Genomic DNA, 17,170 nt, shown 5'->3' with positions numbered 1-17,170 from the left:
TATAGAATTTTGCTTCATAATAAATGAATAAAATTTTATATTATGAAAAGTTTAAAGAAAATCACCAGCTTACTAACCTTTATCTTAGTTTTATCAGCAGGTTTCATATTTGCACAGGATAGAGCAATCAGTCCCAATCAATTACCTGTTACTGCAAAGAAGTTTCTGGCAGGAAATTTTAAAGGTATTGCAGTAGGTTCCGTTATAGAGGACCGTGAAATATATGGAGTAGACGAATACAAAGTATACCTTTCCAACGGTGTGAAAATAGAGTTTGACAGCCAGGGAAACTGGAAGGAAGTGGATGGTAAGCATCAGAAGCTCCCGTATGGCTTTATTCCTGCAGGTATAAGAAATTATGTGGTTAAAAGCTTTCCAAACACTTCGATTATAAAAATTGAAAAAGAAAGATGGTCTTATAAAGCTGAACTATCCAATGGCGTTGACCTGAAATTCGACAAAAATGGGAATTTTAGTAAGATTGATGACTAATACTATATTAAATTTTTATGTTATGGTAAATTGGAATATAATCAACAAAGAAAGCCGAAGAAATATACTTACTTTTCTTACTATATACCATCCATGTATGATCATTGAATCGGTAAAAGATATAAAGAATAAATACAAAATCCATGTGCTGAATGGGCAAACGCTTAGTTTTCATGTGGATGGTAGTTCTATCACAAATAATTTTTAATCTTGATAAATTATAGCCTCCCGGGAACAGGAGGTTATAATTTTATATATTTGATCAGAAAGTCAGAATAATACTTACTATGAAAATTTTACTTGTTGAAGATGAGGCGGAATTAAGAAATACCGTGCAAAGCTTTCTTGAAGCACAGCACTTTATAGTAGAGTCCGCTTCTGACTATAGTTCAGGTTTGGATAAAATCATTTCATATGAATATGACTGTATTCTCCTGGATATTATGCTGCCAGACGGAAGTGGGATGGATCTTCTTAAAGAAATTAAAAGTATGCACAAAAAAGATCCTGTAATCATCCTTTCTGCAAAAGATTCTGTCGACGATAAAGTAAGCGGATTGGAAATAGGGGCAGATGATTACCTTGCCAAGCCTTTTCACCTGGCAGAATTGATGGCCCGGATTAAATCGGTCATCAGAAGGAAAAATCAGGATGGAGAGAATATAATCACTTATAAAAACATCTTTGTGGATCCTGACAACAGAAAAGTAAAGATAGGTAATGAAGAATTGATCCTTAACCGTAAGGAGTATGATCTTTTGTATTATTTCGTGATACATCCTGAAAAAACATTACAAAAAACAATGCTTGCAGAAGCAATCTGGGGCGATTATATTGATCAGGCGGATAGCCTGGATTTTATTTATTCACAGATAAAAAACCTTCGTAAAAAGCTTAAAGCGTTAGGCGCTGAAGCTGATTTTCAGGCGATTTACGGAATAGGATATAAATTTGTATAATGAAAGTTTCTCTGAAATATTATACCATAAAATACCTGATAACCATTCTGCTATTGATCATTGCAGTGTGGGCGGCATTATTTTACGCCTATATTCTGGACGAAGTGTATGATAATGTGGATGATGGATTGAAAAACAGAAAAATACAGATTATTAAGGCAGTATATCTGGATGAGCACTTGTTAAAGAATAATGAGTTTGGTTTTAATGAATTTAAGATCAATCCTATTTCTGCAGCAGAGCATCAGGAAAAGAACAAGCTTTTTAATAAGATGTATTACATGGAATACGATGATGAAGAGCAGCCTTACAGAGTTCTTGAGACAGATTTTATAGACCAGTTTGGAAAGTATCAGAAATTGACTATCCGAACGTCCACGGTAGAAGAAGATGAGCTGGTATATGACCTTACAACAGCTCTGATTGTTTTGTACCTGTTATTGGTAGTAAGTATTATCGGGATCAACGGATTTTTGCTTCACAAAGCGATGAAGCCTTTTTACCGTATTCTGGATAAGCTCAAAAAATATCAGTTTGGGATTTCTTCTGATAAAGAGTCTCCAAAATATTCCATCAAAGAGTTTGAAGAGCTGGATAGAGAGATCAACGAAATGATTGATCGTAACGAGCTCGCCTTTAATCAACAAAAACAGTTTATTGAAAATGCATCTCACGAATTGCAGACACCTTTGGCAATTGCAATCAATAAAATAGATCTGGCAATACAGAATGATCAGTTTGATGAAAAGGATATGAATTTCTTTACTGACATCAAGAATGATCTGGGAAGGATGGCAAGCCTGAATAAATCACTGCTTATGCTGTCTAAAATTGAGAACAATCAGTTCAGTACTTTGTCCCATGTAAATTTTACTGCGATGATCAAAGAGCTGGTCAATAGCTATGAAGATTTTATAGAATACAAAGAGATTAAAGTAAACCTGTTGGACAAAGAAATATTTGAAACTATCTTCAGCCCTGACTTAGCCAATATTTTACTTTCTAATTTACTTAAAAATGCAGTCAGGTATAACCATCAAAATGGAATTTTAAATATTATTACCGAAAAGGGCAGGATGATTTTTCAGAATACCGGATCAATGAATCCTCTGGATGGAAAAAAAATCTTCAACAGGTTTTTTAAGCAAAGCACGGACAGCAGTTCTACCGGATTGGGACTTTCTATCATTAAAACCATAATAAAACAATATCCCGGATGGGATATTGTTTATGATTTTGAAGACGGAATGCATAGCTTCATTCTGTCAAAGAATAAAAGTTAGCCTATATATTAAAGTCCTAGACTTTCCCTTACACGTTTAATGGTTTCCACTGCAATCACTCTTGTTTTTGCAGCACCTTCCTGAAGTTTTGCTTCCAATTCATCCAGGTGGGTCATATAGTAGGTAAATGTTTCTCTTTCCTTCTGGAAACGAGTGGTAATCAGGTTTAAAAGTTCTGTTTTTGCATGTCCATATCCAAAGTTTCCTACAAGATATTTTGCTCTTAGCTCCTCTGTCTGTTCAGGAGTTGCAATCAATTGATAAATTGCAAATACTTTGTCGGTTTCAGGATCTTTCGGTTCCTCCAATGATTTGGAATCTGTCTCAATGCTCATCACCTGTTTTTTCAGTTCTTTATCCGGTAAGAAAATATTAATAATATTTCCCATGGATTTAGACATTTTACGACCATCTGTTCCAGGGACATATTTTGTATTTTCCTGAAGTTCGGCCTGAGGAAGTACCAGTACCTCTCCCATCTGATTATTAAACCTTGAGGCTACATCCCGGGCAATTTCCAAATGCTGAAGCTGATCCTTTCCTACTGGAACTATTTCTGCATCGTACAATAAAATATCTGCAGCCATTAAAATAGGATAAGTAAAAAGACCGGCATTCACATCCTGAAGCCTGTCTGCTTTATCCTTAAATGAATGCGCCAGGGTTAATCTCTGATAAGGAAAAAAACATGATAAATGCCAAGATAGTTCACAGGTTTCAGGGATATCACTCTGTCTGTAAAAAAATGTTTTTTCAGTATCCAGCCCACAAGCAAGCCAAGCCGCAGCAATCTCGTAGGTATTTTGTTTCAGCTCTTTTGCATCCTTTATCTGAGTTAATGAATGCAGATTAGCGATGAATAAAAATGATTCATTTCCTTCCTGTTTCGATAGTTCAACAGCAGGAATAATAGCACCCAATAAGTTTCCAAGGTGCGGTGTTCCGGTGGCTTGAATGCCGGTAAGAATTCTTGACATTTTGTTTTATTATTTATAAAAATTAACGAACCACAAATTTACGAGGTTTGGCGGGAATAATAATTAAAAGATTAAAAGATTAAAAGATTAAAAGATTAAAAGATTAAAAGATTAAAAGATTAAAAGATTAAAAGATTAAAAGATTAAAAGATTAAAAGATTAAAAGATTTTTGGATAAATCTCGGGAATTTTTTACAAAAAAGAAGGATCAATAGGAGCGGACTTTAGTCCGCTTTCAAAAAAAATGATCATCCGTATGGCTTTAGCCCAAAGTTAAAATTAATTTAAAATAAAAATATGCTCAATCCTCAAAATCTGGGGACACAAAAACTATTGAATCACAATCTTTTCCCCACCGAATTTCGGTTGTACCCCAAATAAAAGATCCCAGTATACTTTGGTTTTAGCAATATACTCCCTTAGATTGGTCTTTAAACCCGCATATTTATTCACATCATTTGCATTATAACCATAGGCTTCGATTCCGTTTTTACGGGCTAAAAATACGGCTCTTTCATTGTGGAACTTTTGGGAAATGATGATGAATCTGGTTTGTCCAAAAATCTCTTTAGCTCTGATTACAGAATCTAGTGTTCTAAAACCTGCGTGATCCAGAATTATTTTATCCTTTGGAATTCCGTATTTCATTAAAGCAAGTTGCATATCCTCAGGCTCATTATAGTCCGCAGTACTGTTATCTCCACTTACAATAATGTATTGTATCTTACCACTTTTATAGAGATCTATAGCGGATTGTATTCTGTTGTAGAAGTATGCATTGGGCATACCGCTGTTTAGTGTTTTACTTGTTCCAAGGAGGATTGCTGTTTTGGTCGAAGGTAATACTGATAAGTTATCTGAAATGTATGGGGCACTTTGTTTTTTGATATTATAGTTGGCAAAGGCAATAAAAATAATTCCTGCTACGAGAAGAAGCAGGAAAATTTTAAGAGTATTTTTAATCAGTTTTTTCATCTGTATTATTTTCTAAAATTCCAGTCCGTTTGGAAAGGCCTTTTTTCTGAAAATCAATAATAATATGGCTCCTACAGTAATGGCAGAATCCGCGACATTAAAGATATATTTGAAAAATTCAATGTGCTTTCCACCAATAAGAGGGAAGCTTTCCGGTACATTCCAGTCTACCAGTGGGAAGTGAAGCATATCCACTACACAGCCTCTCATGAAAGACGAATATCCTTGTCCTGCAGAAGCTATTTTCGAAATACCTCCGTATCCGATCCAGCGGTCGATGCTAGGATCATAAACGGTGCCGCTATCGAAAATTAACCCGTAAAACATTCCGTCGATAAGATTACCGATGGCTCCTGCAAAAATTACAGCCATTGGAATGATAAGATAATTGGAGGCTCCCTGCTGAAGCCATTTTTTGAACATATAAATCATCCCTCCGATCAGGAATATTCTTAGAATAACTAAGAAATATTTACCTATAACACCGCCAAAGTGAAGTCCATAAGCCATTCCTGGATTCTCTACGAAAGTAAGCTTGAAACCCGGAAGAACGGAAACGCTATCATCAAGGTTGAAATGAGTTTTTATATATATTTTTGAAGCCTGGTCGATTAACAATACCAAAAATGTAATAGCTAATATCTTTTTCATTACTGTCCTTTAGGTTTTGAGGATTTTGCAGCCGGTTTTACATTTTTATTATCGCTTGCTTTCTTGATCACTTTTTGTCCGTTAAATGAACTTTTAACATGAGCCTTTTCAAATTTAATGTTCATTTCCTTCAGAACACTTTTCAGTGCACTCAGCTCCATAGGATTTTTGGGATGTACTATTATAGATTCCATTGTTCTGGATTTAGATTTTTACTTCTTAGATAATTCGTCAAGTCTTTTTCTGTCTTTTGGAGAAAGATCATTGATGCCGTTTTTGCCCATCTTACCTAAAAGTTTGTCAATTTCTTTTTCCCTTTCGCGTTTATCGGAATTAAACTGATCGTCTATTGTATAGTTCTTGTGCTGATCAGGAAAGAATTTATTCTTAATCCTCTCCCTGTTGAAAAACCATAAAACCACAATCAGGATCAACCCTAAAATTAAATATTCGCTCATGGATATAAATTAAAAATTAGGTTTATAAAGTATTACTGCTAATACAATATAAACCCAAATTTATTTTACAAACCTTACGGTTATTTCTGCATATTTTTCGCTTCGATGCTTAAGGTAGCATGAGGAACTGCCAATAGTCTTTCTTTTGGAATCAGTTTCCCTGTTACTCTGCAAACACCATACGTTTTATTTTCTATTCTGATTAAAGCGTTCTTAAGATCACGGACAAATTTTTCCTGTCTTCCTGCTAAGATCGAGTTTTGTTCCTTACTAAGAGTTTCAGCTCCTTCTTCAAACGCTTTGAATGTAGGCGATGTGTCATCAGTCCCATTATTCTGGTCATTGATAAAGCTTTCTCTTATCAGTTGTAAATCTTTTTCTGCTTTTTCTATTTTTTCTTTAATGATCGCTTTAAACTCTTGTAAATCAGAATCATTATATCTTACTCTTTCGTCTGACATGTTCTTTTCTCTTTTTTAATAAAATTATGAAATGGAATTTGAAATGCAATAACTATATGTTAATTTTTTTCAACATTTACCTTAAAATTAACCTCATCTATCTCAATTTCGTTAAAATTTGAAAGTGAAGATACAATTTCTATTTTATTTGACAAGACCTCTGCAGAAATATATTCTTCATTTTTCTTGATATTATCAAGGAATGGTGAATTTTCTTCTATGAAGATATTTATTCTGTCTGTCAACTCGAAGTCTTTGTCTTTTCTCAGGTTTTGAATTCTATTGATGAACTCTCTTGCCACACCTTCAGATTTCAACTCGTCTGTCAACGTCAAATCTAATGCCACAGTTGTTTTTCCATCAGAAGTCACTGTCCATCCCGGAATGTCTTTTGTTGAAATTTCAACATCATTCATTGTTATTTCGTAACCTTGGATAGCTATTTTGCCTTCTTTTTCTAAATCAGCAATTTGTTCTGATGAGAAATTAGCAATTTTATTTCCAACTACTTTCATATCCTTCCCTAATTTAGGGCCTAATGCCTTAAAGTTCGGTTTAATTTGCTTTACAATTAAATGAGAAGCTTCTTCTGCATTGATTAATTGTAATTCTTTTACATTCACTTCCTGTTTGATCAGTTCCGCAACTGCAAGAATCTGTTCTTCAGCTTTGGAATCTAATACAGGAACCAATACCTTTTGTAAAGGCTGGCGTACTTTTACATTCTCTTTTTTTCTAAGAGAGAATACCATGCTTGTGATTTGCTGCGCTAAATGGGTTTTTTCAACCAGATCCTGATCGATTAAACTTTCATCAGCAACCGGAAAATCTGTAAGGTGTATTGAATCACAGTTTTCTTTTCCTGTTACCTTATTCAGATCCTGATACAACTGATCCATAAAGAACGGAGCAATTGGTGCAGATAATTTAGCAACTACCTCAAGACATGTATATAAAGTCTGGTAAGCGGAGATCTTGTCATCGGAGTAGTCTCCTTTCCAGAAACGTCTTCTGCATAATCTTACATACCAGTTACTTAAGTTGTCATTTACAAAATTACTTATCGCTCTTGCCACTCTTGTAGGTTCATAATCCTCGTAGAATGCTTTAACCTCTTTAATTAAAAGGTTCAGTTCAGAAAGGATCCATCTGTCTATTTCCGGACGGTTTTCCACATCCTTTTCTGAGTAATTGAATCCATCCACATTCGCATATAATGCAAAGAAGGAATAAGTATTATAAAGGGTTCCGAAGAATTTTCTTCTTACCTCATCGATGCCCTCAATATCAAATTTCAAATTCTCCCAAGGATTTGCGTTGGAGATCATGTACCAACGTGTAGCATCCGGGCCATAAACGGAAAGAGTTTCAAACGGATCTACCGCATTACCTAAACGCTTAGACATTTTCTGACCGTTTTTATCCAGAACAAGTCCGTTACTCATAACATTTTTATAAGCAACTGAATCAAAAACGGCTGTTCCGATTGCGTGAAGGGTATAGAACCAACCACGGGTCTGATCCACACCTTCGGCAATGAAGTCCGCCGGAAAGGCCTTTTTATTATCTATTAATTCTTTATTTTCAAAAGGGTAATGCAATTGGGCATAAGGCATAGAGCCTGAGTCAAACCATACATCGATCAGGTCGCTTTCACGATTCATAGGTTTTCCTGATGCAGATACCAAAACAACTTTGTCCACCACATTTTTATGCAGATCTACCAAAGAGTAGTTTTCTTCCGTCATGTTTCCTATTTCAAACCCTTTGAAAGGATTTTCTTTCATGAATCCTTTTTCAACGGATTTTTCGATCTCGTTGTATAGTTCCTCTACAGAACCGATTACTATCTCTTCTTTCAGGTCATCCGTTCTCCAGATAGGTAATGGAATACCCCAGTAACGGGAACGTGAAAGGTTCCAGTCATTAACATTTTCTAACCAGTTGGCAAAACGTCCTTCTCCGGTAGCTTTTGGCTTCCAGTTGATCTCCTTGTTCAGATTCACCAGGCGGTCTTTTACGGCTGTCATTTTTACAAACCACGAATCCAATGGGTAATATAATACAGGTTTGTCAGTTCTCCAGCAATGAGGATAACTGTGGACGTATTTCTCTACTTTGAAAGCTTTATTCTCTTCTTTTAATACAATTGCCAAATGAACATCCCAAGATTTTTCAGGAGCGGTCCCGTCATCATAATATTCATTTTTGATATACTTTCCTGAGAATACTTCCGGAACATTTTCTCCTCTTATAAATCTACCCTGCAGATCTACTAACGGAACAAGATTGTCGTTTTCATCTTTTACCAACATTGGAGGAATACCTGCCTCTTTAGCAACTCTGGCGTCATCCGCACCAAAAGTAGGAGCGATATGAACGATACCGGTACCGTCTTCAGTTGTCACAAAATCACCGATGATCACTCTGAATGCCTTTTCAGGGGTTTCAGACGGCGTAAACCATGGGATGAGCTGCTCATACTGAGTTCCTGCTAACTTTTCTCCGTTAAACTCTTTCAGAATCTGGTAAGGGATTGTTTTGCTCTCCGATGTATAGTTGGCAAAATCTTCCGCTGTTCCTGCTGAATATTTTTTACCAAAGTTCTTTTCCAAAAGAACTCTTGCCAACACAACCGTTACAGGCTCAAAAGTATATTGGTTGAAAGTTTTAACAACAACGTATTCAATGTCTCTTCCTACAGCAAGAGCTGTATTTGACGGCAGCGTCCATGGAGTAGTGGTCCAGGCCAAGATGTCTACATTACCTTCTACATCGTTGAACAAATCACTGGTTTCTTTTTTTACTCTGAATTGAGCTACTATGGTAGTATCCGAAACATCACGGTATGTTCCGGGCTGGTTCAACTCATGCGAAGAAAGTCCTGTACCTGCTTTTGGAGAGTAAGGCTGGATCGTATAACCTTTATACAACAACTCTTTGTTGTATAATTGTTTTAGTAACCACCAAACGGTCTCCATATATTTTGATTTATAGGTAATATATGGATCATCAAGATCCACCCAATATCCTATTTTTTCTGTAAGGTTATTCCACACGTCTGTATAACGCATTACCGCTTCACGACATGCTTTATTATAATCTTCAATAGAAATCTTTTTGCCAATATCCTCTTTCGTAATTCCTAATTCCTTTTCAACACCAAGCTCCACAGGAAGCCCGTGTGTATCCCAACCCGCTTTACGGAAAACCTGTTTACCGTTCTGAGTCTGGTAACGGCAGAAAATATCTTTCAACGCTCTTGCCATTACATGGTGAATCCCGGGCATACCGTTTGCTGAAGGCGGACCTTCATAAAATACAAACTCAGGGCTACCTTCGCGAATTTCAACACTTTTATTGAAGGTTTTATTTTGTTTCCAAAATTCCGAAACATTGTCGGCTATATCAATAAGGTTGAGGTTTTTGTATTCTTTAAATTGACTCATTGTATTATCTCAATATCGTTGATTAATTAAGTTGGCAAATTTAGTGATTTTTTGTCGGTTTATAATATATGTTTTATTTTGATATCATCTATTAAAAACTTCAATTTCAGAAATATAAATAAAGGGATTGATTATTTGTGAATTTTGAAATGCAAAATTGAGCTTTTTTAAGGTTTTTACTGGATACTTCTATGACCTTTATTCATTAAAATTATTCTTATATTAATAAAAATGGGCTAGAACCCACTTTCAAATTATACATTTTATCATTTGGTTTTATCCTTTTCTGATAATTAACCAAAATTTCGTAATTTTAAGATAACACATAAAAACCATTTGAATGAAAACCATTTCCAGATTATTGCTTATTATTTATTTTGTGAGCGGGAACCTGATGCTGGCTCAAAATAGCTATCCTCAAAACTACTTTAGAAATCCTTTAAATATCCCGATACAGCTGGCGGCTAATTTCGGTGCTGTACGGTCAAATCATTTTCACATGGGGCTGGATATACGGACGAACAGTCAGGAAAATCTTCCCGTAGTAGCTGCTGCGGAAGGTTATGTAAGCAGAATAAAGGTTGAACGCTATGGTTTTGGCAATGCTGTTTATATTACACATCCTAATGGTTATACTACTGTTTATGCCCATTTAAACAAATATTTTGATCAGCTTGACGCATTCGTAAAAGAAAAGCAGTATAAAGATGAAAAGTGGGAGCAGGATATTACTTTTTCTCCACGCCAGTTTCCTGTAGCGAAAGGGCAGATGATCGCTTTAAGTGGAAATACCGGCGGATCCGCCGGACCCCATCTGCATTTTGAAATCAGAGATACAAAAACGGAAGAGTGCCTGAATCCGTTGTTGTTTGGTTTTAACATTCCGGACAATGTTGCCCCCATAGTGAGTGGTTTGTATTGGTATGACAGACGGTTCAGTAGCTATGAACCTGGAGCGAATGATGTCTCTGTTAAAAAATCAGGAAATACTTATACGGCCAATATCATATATGTCAATTCTCCGGTCGTGAGCTTAGCCATTAAAGCTGTGGATAAAGCTAATAAGGGCTTTAATCTCGGGATCTATAAAGCACAGCTTTTGATGGATAATCAATTGATATACAGCTTTACAATAGATAAAGTGAGTTATGACGATACCCGGTATATCAATGGTTGTATCGATTACGCAAAGTTCATTCGTGATAAAATGAGTATTCAGCATTTGTCAGTATTACCGGGAATGAAGCTTCCCGATTATAGTTCCGGATCAAATGGGATTATAAGCCTTCCTGATGATGCGATTCATAATATTGAAATTGTATTAAAAAATACTAATGGAAATACCAGTCGGCTAATAACCCAAATCCAATGGATTAAAACCTCAGAAGGAATAGTTGAGAGTGCCCAGACAATACATCCTAATGAAGCAAGGACAATAAAAACAGAGAATGCGGAAATCAATTTGAGCGAAAATGCTCTTTATGACGCAATTAATTTTAAAATGTCTGAAAGATCTGATGCGGATGCAGTTTCAAATGCTGTCATATTACACAATCTCTATGTTCCCATTCATGATCATTATGCTCTGAAAATAAAACCCAACCGGAAATTAAATGATGACGAAAAGAACCGCTTGGTAATTGAGCTTAACTATGGAAGTGATAAAGAGTTCATTAAAGGAAAGTGGAATGGTAGCTATGTCGAAGGACAGTTTAAGAGATTGGGGGTAGCAAGAATTCTTTTGGATAGTAGTGTGCCATCGGTTTCTCCAAACTGGAAAGAAGGTGCGCTTATAGCAGGCAGTTCTTTGATCCTCAGAGGGAAAACGGATATTGGAGATATAGAATCATTTCGTGCGGAACTGGATGGGAAATGGCTTCGTTTTGCAAGAATAAAAGATAATTTCGTTTATCTTTTTGATGAAAAATGTCCTAAAGGTTCGGGTGTACATACACTAAAAGTGACAACAACCAATACTGCAGGAAACATGAATACACAAACTTTTACATTTCACAGATAACATATCGGGGATACACGACAATTAAAAATCATGAATACATTGTACCCGAATACATTCTACAATATTTTATTTAATAAATTTGTTACATAAAAATAAAATCATTGGAATTCTATCCATCAATCGAAAAATCAAACCTTCCCGAAATTAAACAGTTTCAGGAAAAAAAACTTCAGGAACTTCTAATTTATCTTGAAAAGAACTCGCCGTTTTACCAGAGATTATTTAAAGAAAATAATATCAGCAGTGGTGATATTCAATCTTTGGAAGATTTACGGAAGATTCCTACCACCTCCAAAAATGATCTGCAGCAGCATAACCATGATTTCTTCTGTATTCCTCCAGGGGAGATTGTAGATTACAGTACGACTTCAGGAACATTAGGAGATCCGGTAACCTTTGGGCTATCTGATAAAGATCTCGAAAGGTTGGCTTATAATGAAGCTATTTCTTTTGCCTGTGCGGGAGTACAGAAAGGAGATGTAGTGCAGATGATTACTACGATCGATAAAAGATTTATGGCGGGTTTAGCTTATTTTCTGGGACTGCGGAAAATGGGTGCCAGTGTTGTAAGGATGGGACCTGGAATTCCGGAATTACAATGGGATTCTATTTTCAGGTATAAGCCTAAATACCTGATCACAGTTCCTTCTTTTCTCCTAAAAATGATCGATTATGCAGAAAAGAATGGGATTGATTATAAAAATTCCAGCGTTTATGGAGCTGTTTGTATTGGGGAAAGTATCAAAAACCAGGATTTTACAGATAATATTCTTTCGCAGAAAATCAAGGAGAAATGGAATATTAAACTTTTTTCTACATATGCCTCCACAGAAATGAGTACGGCATTTACCGAATGTGAGTTTCAGGTGGGTGGACATCAGCATCCGGAGCTGATCATTACAGAAATACTTGATGATAATGAAAATCCTGTACAGGAAGGTGAAAGTGGTGAATTGACTATTACTACTCTGGATGTGGAAGCTATACCATTGCTTCGATTTAAAACAGGAGATATTGTAAAAGCACATTATGAGCCTTGTCAATGCGGGCGTAACACCATGCGTCTTGGACCTGTGATCGGAAGGAAGCAGCAGATGATCAAATATAAAGGGACAACACTTTATCCACCTGCGATGAATGATATTTTGAATGATTTTAATAATTTACAATGTTATCAGATTGTTATTCAATCTAATGAAATCGGGCTGGATGAGATCATTATTAAAATCAGTACGGATAGTGAGTCTGAAGATTTCGTAAGCGAAGTACGGGACCACTTCCGGGCTAAGCTAAGGGTAAGTCCTAAGATTGAAATTGTGGAATTTGAGACTTTATCTAAAGTTGTACATAATCCCAACAGCAGGAAACCGATTACTTTTATTGATATGAGATAGATAAAAGAAATAAAGTACTTTAAACTAATAGAAAAGCGGCCTGAAACTAGGCCGCTTTTTATTGTAATTCTTGTTGTTGTTTCTCTATTTTAATCAGGTTAGCAAGGTTTTTTATGACGGTATCGTGCTTCTTTACAAAAGGATTGTCTTTATTCCATACATAACCCGCCAGGACCGCACATATTTTTCTTTTGACATCTTCGTTTTCCGGTCTGTGGAAAAACAGCTCCTGTAAGTTTCCTGTATACCATTCTTTTACATAAGTGGTGAAAACATCCACACCGTATAATATGTAATCAGAATATTCTTTTTGCCAGTCAATAGTTTCCCCGTTCAATTGTCTGATGGCAAGTTTGGCTGCCAGCATTCCGGATTCTGTAGCAAAAGCCATCCCCGATGAAAAAACAGGGTCTAAAAATTCTGATGCATTTCCGGTAAGGGCGAACCCGTCACCGTATAGTTTTTTTACAGAGCAAGAGTAATCAACTAGTTTTTTAGGTTCAAAGATAAAGTCTACGTTTCCAAAACGTTTCACATAATAATCCGAGAGTGAAATTGCTTTTCTGAGAGCTTCCGTTGTGTCACCATTTTCTGCAAGCTTTTCAATATAATCTGTAGGACCTACAATTCCTACGCTTGTATTTCCATTAGAAAAAGGAATGACCCAAAGCCATACTTCAGTTTCAATGATATCGAAAGAGATTAAGGTTCCTTCCGTTCCCGTTTCTCTATTGATATCTTCAACATGCGAAAAAATAGCGGAGTGAGGAGATAGTTTTGAAGGTTTTTCCAGATCAAGTAAACGAGGCAACACCCTTCCATAACCACTGGAGTCAATAACGAATTTTGCATGAATCTCTTTCATCTCGCCATTCTTATTTTTTACAGTGGTCACAGAATCGGTTCCTTCAAACCTGATGTCGATTACTTCTGTTTCAAATTCAAGGTCAATTCCTTTATTGATGACTTCGTTGGCAAGTGTATTATCAAAATCAGCTCTGGGAACCTGCCAGGTCCAGTCCCAACCTTCTCCGAATTTGTCACTGAAATCAAACAGGCAGACTTCATTACCTCTCAGAAAGCGGGCTCCCAGCTTTTTTTCAAAGTTCATTTTGTCCAGGGCAGGGAAAAGTCCGGCTTCATCAAAGTGATCCATTACTCTGGGAATTAGGCTTTCGCCAACGACCAATCTTGGGAATCTGGCTTTCTCAACAACCTTTACATTGATGTTGTTCTTCTTTAAGTATGAGGAAGATACACATCCTGAAGGTCCGGCACCGATTACAAGAACGTCTACAAACTCTTTACCCATCTTTGATTTTTTATTTTAATAATAACTTCTATCTTTGCCGCAAAATTAGTGACAATTAATTAATATTTTATAAAATTATCTACTATTACTTCTGATTAATGAAAATAGACAACTTTTTAGAACTGAGGGATTTTCAAAAAATTATTATTGAAAATGAGAAAATAGAACTGGATGATACACTTTTAACAAGAGTGGAAGAAAGCTTTCAGTTTTTAAAAGAATTTTCAAAGAATAAAGTAATATATGGTGTAAACACAGGTTTTGGGCCAATGGCTCAATTTAAAATCAGTGATGAAGACACCCATCAGCTTCAGTATAACCTGATCAGAAGCCATTCTTCAGGAATTGGGAATCCTCTTCCTGCAGCCGAAGTTAAGGCTTGTATGTTGGCGAGACTTAATACTCTGTCTTTGGGAAATTCCGGTGTTCATAGTTCTGTTGTTTATTTACTTAAAGAATTGATAAACAGAGATGTTATCCCTCTTGTTTTTGAACATGGAGGAGTGGGAGCAAGTGGGGATTTGGTCCAGCTTGCCCATTTGGCATTGGTTCTGATTGGTGAAGGGGAAGTATTTTATAAAGGAGATAGGCAACCAACAAAAAAAGTTTTTGAAACGGAAGGATTAGAGCCGATAAAAGTTGAGATCAGGGAAGGATTAGCTTTAATGAACGGAACTTCTGTAATGTCTGGTATCGGAGCTGTAAATGCTTATAAAGCGAACCAGCTTACTGAAATATCCATAAAGCTTTCCTGCGCGATTAATGAGATTGTTCAGGCTTATGATGATCATTTCTCAGAGGTTTTAAACGGGACTAAAAGACATTATGGACAGCAGAAAATTGCTGAAAAAATGAGAGCCCATTTATCTGACAGTAAACTGATCAGAAAAAGAGAAGATCATTTGTATACCCACTTCGAAGAACAGGAAAAAGTATTTAAAGAAAAGGTTCAGGAATATTATTCATTAAGATGTGTTCCTCAGATTTTGGGACCTGTACTGGATACTTTGGAATACACAGAGAAAGTCCTTGAGAATGAGATCAATTCCGCAAATGATAATCCAATCATCAACGTTGAAGATAAACATGTATATCATGGTGGAAACTTCCATGGTGATTACATTTCGCTGGAGATGGATAAACTAAAGCTGGTCGTAACTAAATTAACGATGCTTGCAGAAAGACAATTGAACTATCTTTTGAACTCCAAGATCAATGAAATTTTACCTCCTTTTGTTAATTTAGGAAAATTAGGATTTAACTTCGGAATGCAGGGTGTTCAATTTACAGCTACCTCTACTACTGCTGAAAGCCAGATGCTGTCGAATTCTATGTATGTCCACAGTATTCCTAACAATAATGATAACCAGGATATTGTAAGTATGGGAACGAATGCAGCGGTTATTTGCAGAAAAGTAATAGAAAATGCTTTTGAGGTGTTAAGTATAGAAGCGATCACAGTTGTTCAGGCAATCGAATATCTTGGCTTCCAGAATAAAGTGTCCTCTTCAACAAAAAGCTTATATGATGATATCAGAAAAATCATCCCGGCATTCTCTGACGATATGGTGATGTACCCTTATCTGGAAGAGGTGAAACAATATTTTAAAAACAACAAAGGATGAAAAAAGTGTTGATTCTTTCTCTTATCGTATTGGGGCAAAGTATATTTGCTCAGCAGCTTGCATTGGTAAAAGAAAAGGCGAAAATAGGATATATTGATAAATCGGGAAATTACGTAATTGAACCTGCATATGAAACAGCAAGAAGTTTCTCTGACGGATTAGCAGCTGTGAAAATCAAAGATATGTGGGGTTTTGTAGGGAAAGATGGTAAAATGGCTATCGAACCTTCCTTCACGAAGGCGAGGGATTTCAATGATGGACTTTGTGCTGTGGAACGTGACGGAATTTGGTTCTATATCAATAAGAATGGAGAAAAGCTAAACATGCCGTATTCGGATAAATTATACGATTTTAACAATGGACTTGCCTTAATGAAAGTTTCAAATAAAATCGGAGCATTTGATACGGGCGGAAAGGTTGTAATACCCGCAGAATATGATGTTATCAAACCCTTTCAAAATGGTTATGCGAGGATTTCTCAGAAAGGATTATGGGGAATTATTGATACAGCCGGAAAAGTGATTGTTCCTGTGGAATATAACGATATCGGAGAATATAAGAACGGAGCAACCTGGGCGCAGAAAGGAAAAGCTTATGGTATTATTGATGGAAGTATTTTTTCCATCGCTGAAGGTGCGGATAAGATCTGGGATTTTGGAAACCAGCCCATTACCTACGCCCGCAGAAACGGAAAAATAGGATTTGTGGACAAAGCAGGAAAATGGGCGATAGAGCCTAAGTTTGATAAGGCGAGGGCATTTAATCAAAATTTAGCTCCTGCATATTCAGGAGGAAAATGGGGATATATTGATATGAAAGGAAACTTTGTAGTAGAACCTGCATATAATGATGCTGAGGTTTTTAGCAATGATAACCTGGCTCCAGTAAAAGGAAAGAATTGGGGATTCATTGATACTTCCGGTAAGCTTGTTATTCCGATGGATTATGATATTTCAGTAAGCTTTGGGTTCAATGAAAAAAATAAAGGTTTTAATGAAGGCGTTTCCAGAGTGAAGAAATCCGGAAAATGGGGTTTTATTGATAAAACAGGATCCCTGGTGGGAAATAAATGGTTTTATAATGCAGAACTTTTTCAAAATTAAAACTAATTCTA

Annotated in this window: 15 protein-coding genes; 7 read left to right on the top strand and 8 right to left on the bottom strand. The window is 36.2% G+C overall.

The window, feature by feature from the left end; all coding sequences use genetic code 11:
- The first annotated feature begins 42 nt into the window (after positions 1 to 42).
- From MTQ00_RS14500 to porY, 3 genes are all read left to right on the top strand, one after another.
- Positions 43 to 492, top strand: a complete 450-nt coding sequence (locus MTQ00_RS14500; protein ID WP_273649957.1) for a PepSY-like domain-containing protein — start codon at positions 43 to 45, stop codon at positions 490 to 492.
- 287 nt (positions 493 to 779) lie between these two features.
- The gene (locus tag MTQ00_RS14495) at positions 780 to 1,451 is read left to right on the top strand and encodes a response regulator transcription factor (RefSeq protein ID WP_273649955.1); all 672 of its coding nucleotides are present in this window, start codon (positions 780 to 782) and stop codon (positions 1,449 to 1,451) included.
- The gene (porY, locus tag MTQ00_RS14490) at positions 1,451 to 2,734 is read left to right on the top strand and encodes a sensor histidine kinase (protein ID WP_273649953.1); all 1,284 of its coding nucleotides are present in this window, start codon (positions 1,451 to 1,453) and stop codon (positions 2,732 to 2,734) included. Before MTQ00_RS14495 ends, porY begins: the two co-directional genes overlap by 1 nt.
- Before the next feature lie 8 nt (positions 2,735 to 2,742).
- Here porY and trpS read toward each other — a convergent pair whose 3' ends face one another.
- From trpS to ileS, 7 genes are all read right to left on the bottom strand, one after another.
- Positions 2,743 to 3,711, bottom strand: a complete 969-nt coding sequence (gene trpS, locus MTQ00_RS14485; RefSeq protein ID WP_273649951.1) for a tryptophan--tRNA ligase — start codon at positions 3,709 to 3,711, stop codon at positions 2,743 to 2,745.
- Positions 3,712 to 4,041: 330 nt separating this feature from the next.
- On the bottom strand, positions 4,042 to 4,686 hold the full coding sequence (locus tag MTQ00_RS14480; protein WP_273649949.1) for a SanA/YdcF family protein: 645 nt from the start codon (positions 4,684 to 4,686) through the stop codon (positions 4,042 to 4,044).
- Positions 4,687 to 4,698: 12 nt separating this feature from the next.
- Positions 4,699 to 5,337: a lipoprotein signal peptidase gene (locus MTQ00_RS14475; RefSeq protein WP_172281172.1), complete on the bottom strand. Its 639-nt coding sequence runs from the start codon at positions 5,335 to 5,337 to the stop codon at positions 4,699 to 4,701.
- Positions 5,337 to 5,531 carry a DUF2683 family protein gene (locus MTQ00_RS14470; protein ID WP_172281170.1) on the bottom strand — a complete coding sequence of 65 codons (195 nt, stop codon included), beginning with the start codon at positions 5,529 to 5,531 and terminating at the stop codon, positions 5,337 to 5,339. The genes MTQ00_RS14475 and MTQ00_RS14470 overlap by 1 nt, the downstream gene beginning before the upstream one ends.
- An 18-nt stretch (positions 5,532 to 5,549) precedes the next feature.
- Entirely contained in the window at positions 5,550 to 5,795 is a 246-nt protein-coding gene (locus MTQ00_RS14465) for a DUF6576 domain-containing protein (protein WP_172281168.1), read from the bottom strand.
- Positions 5,796 to 5,875: 80 nt separating this feature from the next.
- The gene (locus tag MTQ00_RS14460) at positions 5,876 to 6,256 is read right to left on the bottom strand and encodes a TraR/DksA family transcriptional regulator (RefSeq protein ID WP_034740299.1); all 381 of its coding nucleotides are present in this window, start codon (positions 6,254 to 6,256) and stop codon (positions 5,876 to 5,878) included.
- Positions 6,257 to 6,315: 59 nt separating this feature from the next.
- Entirely contained in the window at positions 6,316 to 9,705 is a 3,390-nt protein-coding gene (gene ileS / locus MTQ00_RS14455; protein WP_273649942.1) for an isoleucine--tRNA ligase, read from the bottom strand.
- A 340-nt stretch (positions 9,706 to 10,045) separates the two neighbouring features.
- Between ileS and MTQ00_RS14450 the strand changes: the two genes are divergently transcribed.
- On the top strand, positions 10,046 to 11,725 hold the full coding sequence (locus MTQ00_RS14450) for a M23 family metallopeptidase (RefSeq protein ID WP_273649940.1): 1,680 nt from the start codon (positions 10,046 to 10,048) through the stop codon (positions 11,723 to 11,725).
- A 101-nt stretch (positions 11,726 to 11,826) separates the two neighbouring features.
- The gene (locus MTQ00_RS14445; protein ID WP_273649938.1) at positions 11,827 to 13,119 is read left to right on the top strand and encodes a phenylacetate--CoA ligase family protein; all 1,293 of its coding nucleotides are present in this window, start codon (positions 11,827 to 11,829) and stop codon (positions 13,117 to 13,119) included.
- 58 nt (positions 13,120 to 13,177) lie between these two features.
- Here MTQ00_RS14445 and MTQ00_RS14440 read toward each other — a convergent pair whose 3' ends face one another.
- On the bottom strand, positions 13,178 to 14,431 hold the full coding sequence (locus MTQ00_RS14440) for an NAD(P)/FAD-dependent oxidoreductase (RefSeq protein ID WP_273649936.1): 1,254 nt from the start codon (positions 14,429 to 14,431) through the stop codon (positions 13,178 to 13,180).
- Between the two features lie 98 nt (positions 14,432 to 14,529).
- Here MTQ00_RS14440 and MTQ00_RS14435 point away from each other — a divergent pair, with 98 nt between their 5' ends.
- Both MTQ00_RS14435 and MTQ00_RS14430 read left to right on the top strand, forming a co-directional pair.
- Positions 14,530 to 16,056, top strand: a complete 1,527-nt coding sequence (locus MTQ00_RS14435) for an HAL/PAL/TAL family ammonia-lyase (RefSeq protein WP_273649934.1) — start codon at positions 14,530 to 14,532, stop codon at positions 16,054 to 16,056.
- The gene (locus MTQ00_RS14430; protein WP_273649932.1) at positions 16,053 to 17,159 is read left to right on the top strand and encodes a WG repeat-containing protein; all 1,107 of its coding nucleotides are present in this window, start codon (positions 16,053 to 16,055) and stop codon (positions 17,157 to 17,159) included. Before MTQ00_RS14435 ends, MTQ00_RS14430 begins: the two co-directional genes overlap by 4 nt.
- Positions 17,160 to 17,170: the final 11 nt, after the last annotated feature.

It is taken from the genome of Chryseobacterium sp. B21-037 (genome assembly GCF_028570785.1).
GTDB classification, from domain to species: domain Bacteria; phylum Bacteroidota; class Bacteroidia; order Flavobacteriales; family Weeksellaceae; genus Chryseobacterium; species Chryseobacterium proteolyticum.
Note: the sequence above shows the minus strand (reverse complement) of the source record. Positions and strands in the feature narration are given on the sequence as shown.